The sequence below is a fragment of the Actinomadura montaniterrae genome (assembly GCF_008923365.1).
In the GTDB taxonomy this organism is placed as follows: Bacteria; Actinomycetota; Actinomycetes; order Streptosporangiales; family Streptosporangiaceae; genus Spirillospora; species Spirillospora montaniterrae.
Genome location: NZ_WBMR01000245.1, coordinates 1 through 13,157 on the forward strand (window position 1 = coordinate 1; position 13,157 = coordinate 13,157).

General features: G+C 75.5%; 12 protein-coding genes. 6 read left to right on the forward strand and 6 right to left on the reverse strand.

Annotated features, from left to right (window positions below; all coding sequences use genetic code 11):
* A partial coding sequence (locus F9B16_RS43200; protein ID WP_151546064.1) for a helicase-associated domain-containing protein occupies positions 1 to 2,174 on the reverse strand: 2,174 nt, incomplete at its 3' end.
* Positions 2,175 to 2,376: 202 nt separating this feature from the next.
* The gene (locus F9B16_RS43205; RefSeq protein ID WP_192809273.1) at positions 2,377 to 2,994 is read right to left on the reverse strand and encodes a TetR/AcrR family transcriptional regulator; all 618 of its coding nucleotides are present in this window, start codon (positions 2,992 to 2,994) and stop codon (positions 2,377 to 2,379) included.
* A 166-nt stretch (positions 2,995 to 3,160) separates the two neighbouring features.
* Between F9B16_RS43205 and F9B16_RS43210 the strand changes: the two genes are divergently transcribed.
* The gene (locus tag F9B16_RS43210; protein ID WP_225992458.1) at positions 3,161 to 3,640 is read left to right on the forward strand and encodes a GNAT family N-acetyltransferase; all 480 of its coding nucleotides are present in this window, start codon (positions 3,161 to 3,163) and stop codon (positions 3,638 to 3,640) included.
* Positions 3,641 to 3,704: 64 nt separating this feature from the next.
* Here the strand turns inward: F9B16_RS43210 and F9B16_RS53180 are convergent, their stop codons facing one another.
* Positions 3,705 to 4,163, reverse strand: coding sequence for a hypothetical protein (locus F9B16_RS53180; protein WP_225992459.1), 459 nt, complete (start codon positions 4,161 to 4,163; stop codon positions 3,705 to 3,707).
* 334 nt (positions 4,164 to 4,497) lie between these two features.
* On the opposite strand from F9B16_RS53180, the gene F9B16_RS53185 reads away from it, so the two are divergent.
* Positions 4,498 to 5,148, forward strand: a complete 651-nt coding sequence (locus F9B16_RS53185) for an HAD family hydrolase (RefSeq protein WP_225992460.1) — start codon at positions 4,498 to 4,500, stop codon at positions 5,146 to 5,148.
* Positions 5,149 to 5,303: 155 nt separating this feature from the next.
* Positions 5,304 to 5,699, forward strand: coding sequence for a cold-shock protein (locus tag F9B16_RS53945; protein WP_151546065.1), 396 nt, complete (start codon positions 5,304 to 5,306; stop codon positions 5,697 to 5,699).
* Positions 5,700 to 5,780: 81 nt separating this feature from the next.
* On the opposite strand, the gene F9B16_RS43230 is transcribed toward F9B16_RS53945, so the two are convergent.
* Complete coding sequence (locus F9B16_RS43230; RefSeq protein WP_225992461.1) at positions 5,781 to 7,190, reverse strand: MFS transporter; 1,410 nt, start codon at positions 7,188 to 7,190, stop codon at positions 5,781 to 5,783.
* A gap of 284 nt (positions 7,191 to 7,474) precedes the next feature.
* Here F9B16_RS43230 and F9B16_RS43235 point away from each other — a divergent pair, with 284 nt between their 5' ends.
* Together F9B16_RS43235 and F9B16_RS43240 are read left to right on the forward strand one after the other, a co-directional pair.
* A complete protein-coding gene (locus F9B16_RS43235) occupies positions 7,475 to 8,221 on the forward strand; it encodes a DUF3027 domain-containing protein (protein ID WP_225992462.1) in 747 nt (248 codons plus the stop codon).
* A 67-nt stretch (positions 8,222 to 8,288) separates the two neighbouring features.
* Positions 8,289 to 11,279, forward strand: coding sequence for a sacsin N-terminal ATP-binding-like domain-containing protein (locus F9B16_RS43240; protein WP_404800571.1), 2,991 nt, complete (start codon positions 8,289 to 8,291; stop codon positions 11,277 to 11,279).
* On the opposite strand, the gene F9B16_RS43245 is transcribed toward F9B16_RS43240, so the two are convergent.
* Together F9B16_RS43245 and F9B16_RS43250 are read right to left on the reverse strand one after the other, a co-directional pair.
* A complete protein-coding gene (locus F9B16_RS43245) occupies positions 11,276 to 11,650 on the reverse strand; it encodes a DUF2530 domain-containing protein (protein WP_151546068.1) in 375 nt (124 codons plus the stop codon). The two genes, F9B16_RS43240 and F9B16_RS43245, sit on opposite strands and share 4 nt — an antisense overlap.
* A 36-nt stretch (positions 11,651 to 11,686) precedes the next feature.
* Positions 11,687 to 12,250: a TetR-like C-terminal domain-containing protein gene (locus F9B16_RS43250; protein ID WP_151546069.1), complete on the reverse strand. Its 564-nt coding sequence runs from the start codon at positions 12,248 to 12,250 to the stop codon at positions 11,687 to 11,689.
* 109 nt (positions 12,251 to 12,359) lie between these two features.
* Between F9B16_RS43250 and F9B16_RS43255 the strand changes: the two genes are divergently transcribed.
* Positions 12,360 to 12,827, forward strand: a complete 468-nt coding sequence (locus F9B16_RS43255) for a MarR family winged helix-turn-helix transcriptional regulator (protein ID WP_151546070.1) — start codon at positions 12,360 to 12,362, stop codon at positions 12,825 to 12,827.
* Positions 12,828 to 13,157: the final 330 nt, after the last annotated feature.

Genomic DNA, 13,157 nt, shown 5'->3' on the forward strand with positions numbered 1-13,157 from the left:
GTCGCCATCGCCGGGGACCGGGGCGGCTCGCCGGACGGCGCGTCCGCGCGCAGCCGCGCCTGCTCGGCGCCGTGCCGGGACGCCTCGTCGCCGGCCCGCAGCGCGCGCACCGCCGCGGAGATCATCGAGGCGTCCGCGGTGTCGTCCGGGCGGAGCCGGACGATCTCGGCGGTCGGCGGCGGCTCGGCGCGCTGCGCGTCCGGCCGCGTCACGATCACGCCGCCGCCCGGCGACTCGGCGACCGGCGCGAGGCCCATCGCGCGCAGCCCGTCGAGCAGCTCGCCGCGGTGCAGGCTGGACGCCAGCACGGTCGGCGCGAGCCGGTGGAGGCGCAGCGCCGCCGAGCGCCGGTCGGCGAGGATCTCGTCGAGCGTGCCGGCGGAGTCCGTCCGCACGTAGGAGGACAGGGACCCGACCCGCAGGTGCCCGTGCCGGCGCGCGACGTCGTCGATGAGGTAGGTGAGCGGCTGCGGCAGCGGCGTCGCCGAGTGCCGGGCCAGCAGTCCGGCGACGTCGTCGGCGGTGCGCCCGGCGTCCAGGGCGCGGCGGATCGACTCGGCGGTGAACCGGTACACGGTCGCGCCGCCGGTCGACTCGACGTCGGCGGCGAGCGCGAGCTCCCGGCTCAGCTCGGTGACCAGCGGGCCCGGCGCGACGGCGGTCAGGTCCGCCTGGATGAGGATCCGGTCGACCGGCTCGGGCAGGTACTTCTCCAGGCCGGGCTCGGGGTCGTCGCCGGCGAGCAGGTCGCGGGCGAACGGCGCGAGCTCGCCGAACCCGGTGAGGCCGAGTGCCGCGGCCTCCCGCAGCGTCCAGCCGACGAGGCGGTCGCGGAACGGGCCGCCGCGTCGCGGCCGCAGCCACGCCAGCCGGGCCCGCAGCGCGTCGGCGTCCACGGGCGTGCCGCGCTCGGCGCCGGCGAGGATCTCCAGGGCCGTGCGGCGGGTGGCGGGGGCGCTGCTGCGCACCATCGCCTCGCTCAGCGCGTTGATCAGCCGGTCCCGGTCGTCGCGCTCCCCGGCGAGCCCGGCGGCCCGGTCCGACTTCAGCCAGCCGCGCGCCAGCTCCGTCCAGCGGCCCGCGGTGTCGCGCATCAGCCACAGGTCGTAGGCGGGGGTCGGCAGCCACTCGCCGTCGAGGTCGCCGCTGCGGGTCAGCAGGCCCGCCGCGTACGCGACCTCGACCAGCAGCGCCGCCTTCCACTCCGGGACGTCCAGCAGCGTCGCGGCGTTGCGCAGGTCGCGGACGGCGAGGCCGCCGCTGCGCAGCACCGGCGGCGGCTCCAGCCCCCACCGCTCCAGCAGCTCCTCGATCAGCCGGACCGCGTTGAACGCCTCGCCGGCGGCGGCGCGGACCACCATGTCCTCGCCGCGGGGAGTGCCGGACGGCTCCTGCCCGAGCGGCGGCGGCTCCGCCGGAAGGTCCTGGAACAGGCGGCCGCCGCGCAGGTGGAGCGCGACCTCGCGGGGCAGCGTGACCGTCCGGTCGTCCTCGGCGGCGAGGAGCCCGCGTGCGAGGAGCCGCTCGATCGGGGTCGCGGCGGTGTCGACCCGGACGGGACGGCGCGCGTCGGCGACCCGTCCCACCGGCGGTCCCCAGGCGAGCGCGTCCAGCGCGGACCGCGCCTCCGGACCGGCGGCCTCGACCAGCGGCGCCGGGTCGGCGAGCAGCTCGGCGAGCCGGCGCAGCAGCCGCGCCGCGTCGGCGAACCCGCGCGGCGCCTCGCCCTGCAGGTCGGTGACCAGCGCGGTGAGCCGCTCGACGGGGTACCCGGCGAACACCTCCTGGACCGGCGGGCCGAGGCCCGCCGGATGCGGCAGGCCCTGCCGGACGCCCGGCGCCGCGTTCAGCGCGCCGTCGCTTCCGTTCCAGACGAGCCCGAACCGCAGCAGCCGGTCGACGGCGTCCCCCACCCGGTCCGGGGCGGCGTCGAACGCGGCGGCCGGCGCGTCCGGGCGGACGGGCGGCGGAAGCACGAGCACCGCCTCCAGCACCGCGAGCGTGAACCGGTCGAGGCGGTCGAGGGCGCGGGAGACCGCGGCGGGCGTCGCGGCGCGCGCGGCGAGCGCGGTCAGGTCGGCGGGGACGGGCGCGAGCAGCTCCGGACGCGCGGACAGCAGCGCGCGGAGCTCGTCATCGGCTCGCGCGCGCAACCAGTCCGCATACGATTCCATGCCGTTCGCCACCTTAGTGTCGCGGGCGTCCCGGCTCGCCGCGCCCCGGAGGCGGGGCGTTTCCGCACGTCGGACGCCGCGGGTGCGGGACCCTCCCAGCGTATGGGCGGAGCGGCGCGGCCGGTGCGGTGCCGCGGCACGTGGAGGAACGCGTGCCGGACACGCCGTCCGGCACGATACGGGACCCGGCGGTGACGGCGGGTCAGGACGCCGGCGTGCGCTCCAGGTTCACGAGGCCGAGCCCGAGCCGGGCCCAGCTCTCCACGAACCGCTTCTCGTCGATCCGCGTCGGCGGCTCGTACATCGACTCGTTCGCCAGCCAGTAGTTGACGACGGCGCCGCCCAGGATCGAGGCGACCGCCGCCCAGTCCTCGTCGGCGCCCGCGTACTCCGGCTGCTGCGACAGCCACGTCGCGATCCCGTCGTACAGCGGGTTGACGATGCCCTCGCGCATCTCGGCGACCAGGTTCGGGAACTGGTCGAGGTCGCGGAACAGCACCCGGATCAGGTCCTGCTCCTCGCGCATCTTCGCCAGGCCCGCCTGGCAGGTCATCCGCAGCCGCACCTCGAGCGGGCGGTCGGCGAACACCTCCGCCTGGTCCAGCACGGTGCTGATCTGCTGCCGGGTCCGCTCGATGTGCTCCCGGATCGCGGAGGCGAGCACCTCCTCCTTCGACCGGAAGTGCCGGTACAGGCCCCCCGCGCCGGGCGACAGCCCGGCCGCCGCCTCGATCTCGGCCACCGAGGTCGCCGCGTAGCCCCGATCGGCGAACAGGCGCAGCGACTCGGCCACGATCCGCTCGCGCGTAGATGTCGTCATGGTGATGAATTCCTCCGGAAGAACAGTAAGGCATCTTCGACCTGCGGGCCGCTGCCGCGGCCCGGCGCGCCCGAATTCGTGACGCGTCTCGCCCCGTCCCGGGGGCGACTAGAGTTCGATGCCCCGCGCCCCTGTGCCGGAAGGGGCGTCGCCGGAAGGGTCGACGATGTTCATGTCTCCGCGGAAGGCGGCCGACGGGGCCTTCCTCCCCGAGGACTTCGTGGTGCCCACGCTGGTCGCCGGACCCCGGTTCCAGATCCGCCCGATCACCGTGCACGACGTCGTCAAGGACTACGGCGCGGTGATCGGCAGCCTGGACCGGCTCGCCGGCCGGTTCGGCCCGGAGTGGGGCTGGCCGGACCGCGAGTTCACCTTCGAGCAGGCGCTGATCGACGTCGCGTGGCTGCAGAAGGAGGGGCAGCTGCGCCGCTCCTTCAGCTACGTGGTGAACACGCCGGACGGGGAGCGCCAGCTCGGCCGCATCCACGTCGCCCCGTCCGGCGAGCCCGGCGCCGACGCCGTCGTGGTGTTCTGGGTCCGGGCCGACGAGGAGGACACCGCGCTGGAGAAGGACCTGGAGGACTTCGTCCGCGAATGGGTCACCACGGCGTGGCCCTTCGACGTCGTCCGCTTCCCCGGCCGGTAGCCCTCCGCGCCGGTCTCCTTGTTGTTCCGGTCGGTTGGTCCGGTCGCCGGGCGGCGGGCCCGGGTCAGGCGGCGCGGCGGACGACGCTCACGATGATCCGTCCGACGACGAGGTAGACGAGCGCGGCGAGCCCGTAGTTGACGGCGACGTCGACCTTGGCGTTGTCGGGCTGGAACACGTCCTTGAACTGCCAGGCCAGCTCGTCCGCGCGCGCGCCGAACCAGTGCACGATGTCGTTGCCGGTGTTCGCCTCGAACACCACGAACAGGATGTGCACCGCGAGGATCAGCACGACGATCGTCGTCACGACCGAGATCACCGCGGCGATCAGGTCGACGGTGCGCTTGCGGGCGGCCGCCGCGGAGGCGGCGAGCGGCCGCCGGGACCGGTGGTCACCGGGGTCGATGCGGGTGCCGGTCATGGCGTGCCGGCCGGTCGTGTCCGTCCCGGCGGGTTCGGTCCGGCCGGGGTCCGGCCGCACCGGTTCCTGCGCGGCGCTCGTGCGGTCCGTGTCGTCTGCCATTGGGCCCTCCTTCGCCGGGCCGGCCTGCGGCTGCTCGTCCTTGGGGTTCGGGTGGCTCGTTCGAGCCCTACGTTTTTCCTGGTCACGCGGTTTTCGCCAGGGGGCGCGGGTATCACGACGGCACGGGCGGCCGCCCGGGACCCGGCAGACCAGACCGGGCCGGGCACGCAAGGCCCCCGCGCCAAGAGTTCCCGCGCTCTCCTACTCGGATCCCGTCGCATCGCCACTACCGGGAGAGCGCGGGTACTTGCGTCCGGGCCCCTGCGGCCCGGTCCGTCCCGCGCGCGCCCCGGCGCTGGCATTCGCTCCATACCGGACCTTTACCCTGTGTGGCGTGCTGGACCTTGATTCGCCGAAGATTCCCCGTCCGGATGGTGCCGGATTCTCCGTCGGCTTCGACCTCGACCTCACGCTCGCGGACACCCGCGCCGCGATCGGCGCGGTGTACGCGGCGATCGCGGCGGAGACCGGCGTCCCCATCGACATCGACACCGTCGTCCGGCGGCTCGGTCCGCCGCTGGAGGTCGAGCTGGCGTACTGGTTCCCGCCCGAGCGGATCCCCGCGATGGCGGAGCTGTACCGGGCGCTCTACCCGGACGTCGCGCTCCCGGTGACCGCGGCCATGCCGGGCGCCGCCGCCGCGCTGGAGGCCGTCCGCGCGGTGGGCGGCCGGGTGGTCGTGGTGTCGGGGAAGAACCAGCGCGACACCGAGCGCACCGTCCGCTTCCTCGGCCTGGACGTGGACACCGTCGTCGGCGGGCTTTTCGGCGCGGACAAGGGCGCCGCCCTGCGCGAGCACGGCGCGCGCGCCTACATCGGGGACCACACCGGTGACGTGGACGCAGCGCGCGCCGCGTCCGCGGTGGCCGTCGCGGTCGCGACCGGCGCGTTCGACTCCGCCGCCCTGACCGCCTACGGCGCCGACGTCGTCCTGCCCGACCTGAACGCCTTCCCCGGGTGGCTGGAGGGGTTCGCGGCCGCCTGAAAGGGGCGGATATCGGGGTGCCGCGAGGGCGGTGTCCGGGATAGCTTCATCCCGTTGCCCCAGGGGGCTTCGCGGGGGTCCCGGCGTGTTCACCGGTACCCGGTGAGGCACTAATCTTGGGGTCGATTCAGGACGATTACCGAACGAGGTATCCCGTGCCGACTGGCAAGGTCAAGTGGTACGACTCCGACAAGGGGTTCGGCTTCCTCACCCGCGACGACGGCGGTGAGGTCTTCGTGCACTCCTCGGCGCTGCCGGGCGGCGTGACGACGCTGAAGCCAGGCCAGCGCATCGAGTTCGGCGTGGTCGAGGGCCGGCGCGGCCAGCAGGCGCTGCAGGTGCGCGTGCTGGAGAGCCTGCCGTCGGTCGAGCGGACCATCGCCAAGCAGCGGCGCAAGAAGCCGGACGAGATGGTCGTCATCACCGAGGACCTGATCAAGCTGCTGGACGGGATCTCCAACACCTACCGGCGCGGCAAGCACCCGGCGCCGGCCGAGGCGAAGAAGATCGCGACCGTGCTGCGCGCGGTGGCCGACGACATCAACCCCTAGCCGGGCACGGGGCCGCTACGGGTCGGCGCAGGTCGTCGCAGGTCGGCCGGGCGGGTCAGCCGGGCGGGTCAGCCGGGCGGGTCAGCCGGGGGCGCGCATCCGGGTGTGGGCGTCCTCGATCGGGGCGCCCGGCTCCGGGCGGACGCGGCGGTGCGCGCCCGCGCGGCGGGTCAGCAGCAGGCCGAGCGACAGCGCGAGCGCCGCCGCGACGATCGCCAGCGCGACCCGGCCGTCCGCGACGATCGACATGCCGAGGCCGAGCAGCCCGCCGACCACCCAGGCGAGCTGGTGCAGCGTCTCGGTCACCGCGAACGTCGACGAGCGGACCTCCTCGCCGATCTCCCGCTGGACGACCGCGTCCATCGACAGCTTGCCGAGCACCTGGCCGAGACCGGCCGCGAGCGCCACCGCGAGCGCGGCCCACAGGCCGAAGAACAGCGCGCTGACGGCGGTCACCGCGGTGACCGCGCCGAGCGTCGCGGTGACGATCAGCCGCGGCGCCCGCGCCTTCATCCAGGCGCCGAGCGCGGTGCCGATCAGGCCGCCGGCGCCCGCGAACGCCGCGAGCAGGCCGAGCGCGAGGTTGTGCGACACCGGGTCGAACCGCTCCTCGCGGAGCAGGAACGCCAGGTAGAGCACGAGGAACCCGGACAGGGCGCGCAGTACCGCGTTCGCCTGCATCGCCTCCGCGACGACCGGGCCGACGCGCGGCAGCGTCCGCCAGTGCCGGGCGGGCTTCGCGGGCCCGGCGTCCGCCGCCTCGGCGGGCGGCGGCGCCTCGCCGGCGTCGGGGAGGTCCACGCGCCGGGGCAGCCGCATCGCGAACACGATGCCGAGCAGGAACACCGCCGTGCCGATGCGCAGCACCCAGCCGGGGCCGATCAGCACGGCGAGGCCGGCGCCCGCCGGGGCGGCCACCGACGAGGCGACCAGCCCGGCGAACGAGGCCCGGGCGTTCGCCGTGACCAGCGTGATCTCCTCCGGCAGCAGCTGCGGGGTCACCGCGGCGCGCAGCACCCCGAACGCCTTCGAGGTGACCAGCACGCCGAACGCGGCGGGCAGGAAGGTGATCGGGTCGTTGTGCGCGACGGCGCCCGCCATGCCCCAGCACAGCAGCCCGCGGACCGCGAACGTGGCGGCCACCGCGTACCGGCGGACGTGCCGCATCCGGTCGAGCGCGGGGCCGATCAGCGGTGCGACCAGCGCGAACGGCGCCATCGTGACGAGCAGGTAGAGGGCGACCTGGCCGCGCGCCTGGTTGACGTCGAGGCCGAAGAACAGCGTCCCGGCGAGCGCGACCGTGACCATCGCGTCGCCCGCGGAGTTCAGCGCGGACGCCTCGATGAGGTCGCCGAGGCCGCTGCGCCCGGCGCCGCGCGCGTGCGTGACGCGCCGGGTGAGCCGGCCGGCGCCGCACGCCGCCGAGCGCATGCCGCGCAGCGTCCTGCCCATGCCGCCCACACCGGCGCGCACGGAGCGTCGCAGTCCCATCGCGCCCTGATCTCTCCTCGCGGGGTCGTGCCGTTCCCGGCCGTCCGCGGCCCGCCTGGCCGCGCGTCCGGCCGCCTGATTGAGAGTACGTTCCCTTTCGGCGGGCCGGATCACCTCGCGCCGGGCACCGCCCGCGTGTCCGGTCATGCCCCGGGATGCGCGAGAATCGAGATGTGAGCCCAACGCGTCAGTCCAGCCCCGCGCGTACCGCCGCCGCGCGCACCACCTCCGGGCCCGCCCGCCGGACCCGGCCGCCCGCCGTCGATCCCGCCTGCGCCGAGGCGGTGGACCTCGCGCGGACGGCGGCCGAGGAGACCGCCCGGCCCGCGCCCGTCGGGGAGCATCTCGGCCTGCGCGCCGAGGGCGACCGGGTGGTCACGCACTATTTCGAAGCGCTGGACCCGGCCTACACCGGCTGGCGGTGGGCCGTCACGGTCACCCGCGCCGCCCGCGCCAAGATCGTCACGGTGAGCGAGTGCGTGCTGCTGCCCGGCGACGACGCGCTGCTCGCGCCGCAGTGGGTGCCGTGGCTGGAGCGGCTGCGCCCCGGCGACCTCGGCCCCGGCGACCTGCTGCCGACCGCGCCCGACGACGTCCGGCTCGCCCCCGGCTACGCGCAGGTCGACGAGTCCGTCGAGCGCGAGGCGCAGTGGGAGCTCGGCCTCGGCCGCGTCCGGGTGCTGTCCCGGGAGGGCCGCGACGAGGCCGCCGCCCGCTGGTACGACGGCGTCGCGGGGCCCCGCGCGCCGATCGCCGCGTCCGCGCCGGCGCAGTGCTCCACCTGCGGGTTCTACGTCTCGCTCGCCGGCGACCTGCGGCAGATGTTCGGCGTGTGCGCCAACGAGTACGCCCCGGACGACGGCCGGGTCGTGTCCGCCGACCACGGCTGCGGCGCGCACTCGGAGGCCGTGAACCTGCCGGCGGCGTCCGAGCACAACCCGCCCGTGATCGACGAGCTGGGCTACGACGTCGTCCCGTCCGCCGGCGAGGACGCCGAGCCGCTGGACGACGAGGCGCTCGGGCACAGCTGATCGCGACGGGACCGGATCGGGGGCGCGGCCCGTCCCCGCGACGAGCCGCGGCCCGCGCGGCGAGGTGGTGACAGCGGTGGCGCCGGATCCGTTCGGCACGCGCGACTTGCGCGAGCGTGTGCTGCGCGCCTGGGACGAGTCCCCGGCGCGGTTCCGCGAGGACGCCAACACCGAGGAGGATCACGCCCTCGGCGGCTACCGGGACCGCGTCGTCATCGAGCTGGCGCAGAACGCGGCGGACGCCGCGCTGCGCGCCGCCGTCCCGGGCCGGTTGCGGCTGGCGCTGGACTCCGCCGGGGCGGTGCTGGCGGCGGCGAACACGGGCGCGCCGCTGGACGCCGCCGGTGTGGAGGCGCTCTCGACGCTGCGGGCGTCCGCGAAGCGCGACGACGTGGGTGCGGTGGGGCGTTTCGGCGTCGGGTTCGCGGCGGTCGTGGCGGTGACGTCCGAGCCGGTCATCGCGTCCCGGCCGGGCGGGGTGACCTGGTCGGAGGAGCGGGCCCGGGCGCTGGCAGGCGGCCTCGCCGGGGTCGCCGACGAGCTGGCACGGCGGGAGGGCCGGGTCCCGCTGCTGCGACTGCCGTTCGAGGCGGAGGCGCCGCCGGAGATCCCGGACGGGTTCGACACGGTCGTGCGGCTGCCGCTGCGGGCCGGCGCGGTCGATTCGGTGCGGCGGCAGCTGGAGCAGGTGGACGCGGCGCTGATGCTGGCGCTGCCCGCGCTGGAGACCGTCGAGATCGACATCGACGGCGACGTGCGGGTGCTCTCCGCGGAGCGGCGCCAAGCCGGGCTGGTCGTCGTCGACGGGCAGTCGTGGCGGACCGTCGAGGCGCATGGGGCGACGCCGGGAGAACTGCTTGAGGACAGGCCCGTGGAGGAGCGGGCACGCGCGTCCTGGCAGGTGCGGTGGGCGCTGCCTGAGGACGGCCTACCGGACGGCACGCCCGCCGTCGTACACGCGCCCACGCCCAGCGACGAGCGGCTCGACCTGCCGGCGCTGCTCATAGCGTCGTTCCCGCTCGCCCCTGACAGGCGGCATGTCGCCCCTGGGCCCTTGACCGACTTCCTGGTGGAACGGGCCGCCGAGGCGTACGTGGACCTGCTGAAGGCGCGTCCGGCCGAGCCGCGGCTACTTGACCTCGTCCCCGGGCCCGTCGGTGCGGGAGAACTGGACGCGCAGCTGCGGCGGGCCATCCGCGAACTCCTGCCCGAGGCGGCTCTGCTGCCCGTCCCAGATGACCCTGAAGGCCGCCGTATGCGCGGCCTGGACGCGGTGGCACTGGACGCCCCCGCCCTCTTCCTGGACCTCCTGGCGGGCCGCGCCGGTGACGAGGGCGTCGTCGGCGGGCTCCTGCCACCCGGCTGGCCCGCGCGGAGCCCGTCGCTGGCCGCGCTGGGCGTCCGTCGCGTCGAGCTGGCCGATGTCGTGGACGAGCTGGCCGCTGTGGACCGCGGACCGGACTGGTGGCACCGGGTCTACGAGGCGCTCGCCGAGGCCTCCAGAGACGCTCTGGGGGCGCTCCCGGTCCCCTTGGCGGGCGAGACGGGACGGCTGGTGCGCGGTCCGCGCGGCCTGCTGGTCGCGGACGGCGTCGACCCGGCCGGCCTGGACGCGCTCGGGCTGCGGTTCGTGCATCCCAGCGCCGTCCACCCGCTGCTGCTGCGGCTGGGCGCGGTGGAGGCGGGCCCGCGGGCCGTGCTCGCCGACCCGGCGGTGCGGGCAGCGGTGGAGGACTCCTTCGACGCCGACGACCCCGGCGCCGTCGCCGAGGCCGTGCTGGGCCTGGTCGCGGCGGCCCGGATCGACCCCGGTGACGAGCCGTGGCTGGCGGAGCTGGCGCTCCCCGGCGACGACGGCGATCTCTATCCCGCCGGCGAGCTGCTCCTGCCGGACAGCCCGCTGCGGACCGTGATGGCCGAGGACGCGCCGTTCGGCGTCGTCGCGCCGGAGACGCTGGAGCGCTGGGGCGCCGAGACCCTCACCGCCGCGGGCGTGCTGGACGGCTTCGCCCTCGCCCACGCCGAGGACGTGAACCTGTCCGGCCTCCTCGACGAAGCAGAAACGCTCGAACTCGATGACGAGGACCGCTGGGCCGACGACGTCCTCGAACGCATCGGCCCGCAGGAACTGCCGCCGCACGTGCCGGAGTTCCAGGCCGTCCGCGACCTGGAATTGGTCGACGACTGGGCGACTGCATTGCGGCTGCTGGCCGCGCCGCCATGGCGCGCCGCGATCGTGGAGCCCGCCCATGTCGCCCTCTACACGGGACACCGCGCCGTGGTCCCGTCCTACACGGCGTGGTGGCTGAGCCGCCGTCCCATCCTGGACGGCCGTAGGCCGGGCGAGTTCCGCCTAGAGGGCGACGACGCGCTCGCAGGTCTCTACGACCTCGCGCCTACGGGATTCGACGAGCAACTGTTGCTGGCCTTGGGCGTCCGTACAACGCTGGCGGATCTGCTGGACGAGCCCGGTGGCGCCCAAGAGCTGCTCGACCGGATGGGCGATCCGGGACGCACCGTCAGCCGCGTCCAGCTCGGCGGCCTATGGACGGCCATCGCCGACGCCGACGTCACGGTGGAACCGCCCGAGAACGTGCGCGCCGTGGTGGACGGCGTCGTCGAGGTGGTCGACGCCACCGACGCCCTCGTCCTGGACGGCCCCGACGTCCTGCCGCTGCTGGCCGGGCAGCCCCTCGTCATCGCCGCGCAGGGACGCGACGCACGGCTCGCCGAACTCCTCGACCTGCCCCTGGCCGGCGACGAGGTGCCCGGGGCGGTGGAGACGGCGGGGGAGAAGCGTCCCGTGCCGGACGCCGTGCGGGCCGTCCTGCCGGACGCCCCGGGGACCTACCTCGCGCACGAGCGGCTCATCGTGGACGGCCAGGAGGTCCCGTGGTGGACGAGGGACGGCGAAGTCCACGCGAGCGGGACCGGCGGTCTCGCGCGCGCGCTCGCCTGGTCCTGCGGGGACTGGGCGGCCCGGCTCCTCGCCGAAGCCGTCCTCCGCGACCCGGACGCCCTGCCCGTGCTGCTGGCCGAGGACGACCTGGAGCCCTAGACGTCCGCCTCGGACGTCTCCGACGTCTCTCGCGGCTTCGCGGCGGCGTCCTGGCGCGTGGCCCCGGGCCCGGGCCCGGCGGCACCGCCCTCGGCGGGCTGCGCCGCGTCCTCGACGGCGGCCTCGCGGCGCGCGGCGCGGGACGCCTCCAGCCGCTCGCGGCCCGCCTGGAGCCGCGGGATGTACCAGACGCCGAACAGGCCGGTCACGACGCCGGTGACGCACACCCACAGCCACCAGCGGTCCCCGGACGGCGTCCCGGCGACCAGCAGGACGACGAGCGCGACCGCCCACGCCGCGGTGCCCGCGAGGGCCACGCGGACGTCGTTGGTCCGCATGGGCGGCGGGTCCGGGCGGCGCGGAGGGGTCATGTGATCAGGTTACGCGGCGGGTCGGGGAGAGGGACGTCACACCCTGGGCCGGGAGAAACCCGAGGTGAAGAGGGTGATGAGCCGCTCGTAGCTGGCCTCCAGGTCCTCCGGGAGGCCGAAGCCGCCCGCCGCCTCCAGGATGGCGAAGCCGTGCACGGCGGAGCGCAGGCACCGGGTCGCGTGGACGAGGTCGGGGCCGTCCAGGCCGTAGCCGCGCAGGGCGGCGAAGATGACGCCGAGGAGCCGTTCGGCCGCCGCCTCGCTGAAACGCGCGTCCTCGGCGGACTGCTCCATCGACGCGTAGCGGCTAGGGTGCTCCACAACGTAGCCGCGGTAGGCGCGCATCACCGCCGCCACGGCGTCGTCCCGGGAGCGTCCCATGGCGGCGGTCCCGAGGCGGTCGGCCAGCTCGTCGAGGATTCTCGCGGTCACCAGTTGTCGCAACTCGGCCAGGTTGCGGACATGCTTGTAGAGGGAGGGGGTCGCGACCCCGGCCCTTCCGGCGACCGCGGCGAGCGTGAGAGCGCCGGGTCCGCCGGCGTCCACGACGGCGATGGCGGCGTCCACCACCGCGTCCGGCGTGAGGCCCGCGCGCGGCATCCCGATCCTTTCTTCGACTACTTAATAGCCAAAAAGCTAATAGGGTTAGCTGAACGTGTCAAGGAGCGGGCGTGGCAGCATGGGTCACCAGCACGGGAGAACGATGACGATGACAACGCCACCGACCGGCGGCCGGACCGCCTCGCCCCCGGGGCTGGCCGAGGAGCTGCGCATCTCGATCGCGCGGCTGTCGCGCCGGCTCCGGCACCTGCGGCCGCCGGCGCCCGACGGCGGGCCGAACCCGCTGTCGCTCACCCAGTTCGCGGCGCTCGCCGCCATCGAGCGGCACGGCTCCATGACGCCCCGCGAGCTGGCCGACCACGAGAAGGTGCAGCCGCCGTCGATGACGCGCGTCATCGCCTACCTGGAGGACCGCGGGCTGGTGGTGCGCAACCCGCACCCGACCGACGGGCGCCAGGTGGTGCTGAACGCCACCGAGGACGGCTCGTCGCTGCTGCGCGCCGAGCGGCGCCGCAAGGAGGCGTGGCTGTCCACCCGGCTCGGCGAGCTGACCGACGACGAGCGCGAGATCCTGCGCCGCGCCGCCCCGATCATCGACAAGCTCAGCCGCTCCTGACCCCGCCCGGACGCCCCTGACCCGCCCGGCCTCGCGCGGCCGGTTCCGCGGCCGGTTCCGCGGCCGGTTCCGGTGCCGGTTCCGGTGCCGTGACGCCGTGCGGTTGCCGGAATAGCGGTCGCGCGATTATCGTTAGCCTTGATAATGACTTCTGCTAACGATGGACACGATGAACCGGACGGTGCCCCGGCGCGCGGGGCGCGCTCCGGGCGGGCCGGGCGCTCCGGCGCCGCCCTCCCCGTAGCGTCCCGCGCGCGCCGTCGCCGCCCCGCCCCCCGCACCCCTTCCCGCCCCCTCCACGCCGCCCCGCACGCGACCGCCCATCCGGCG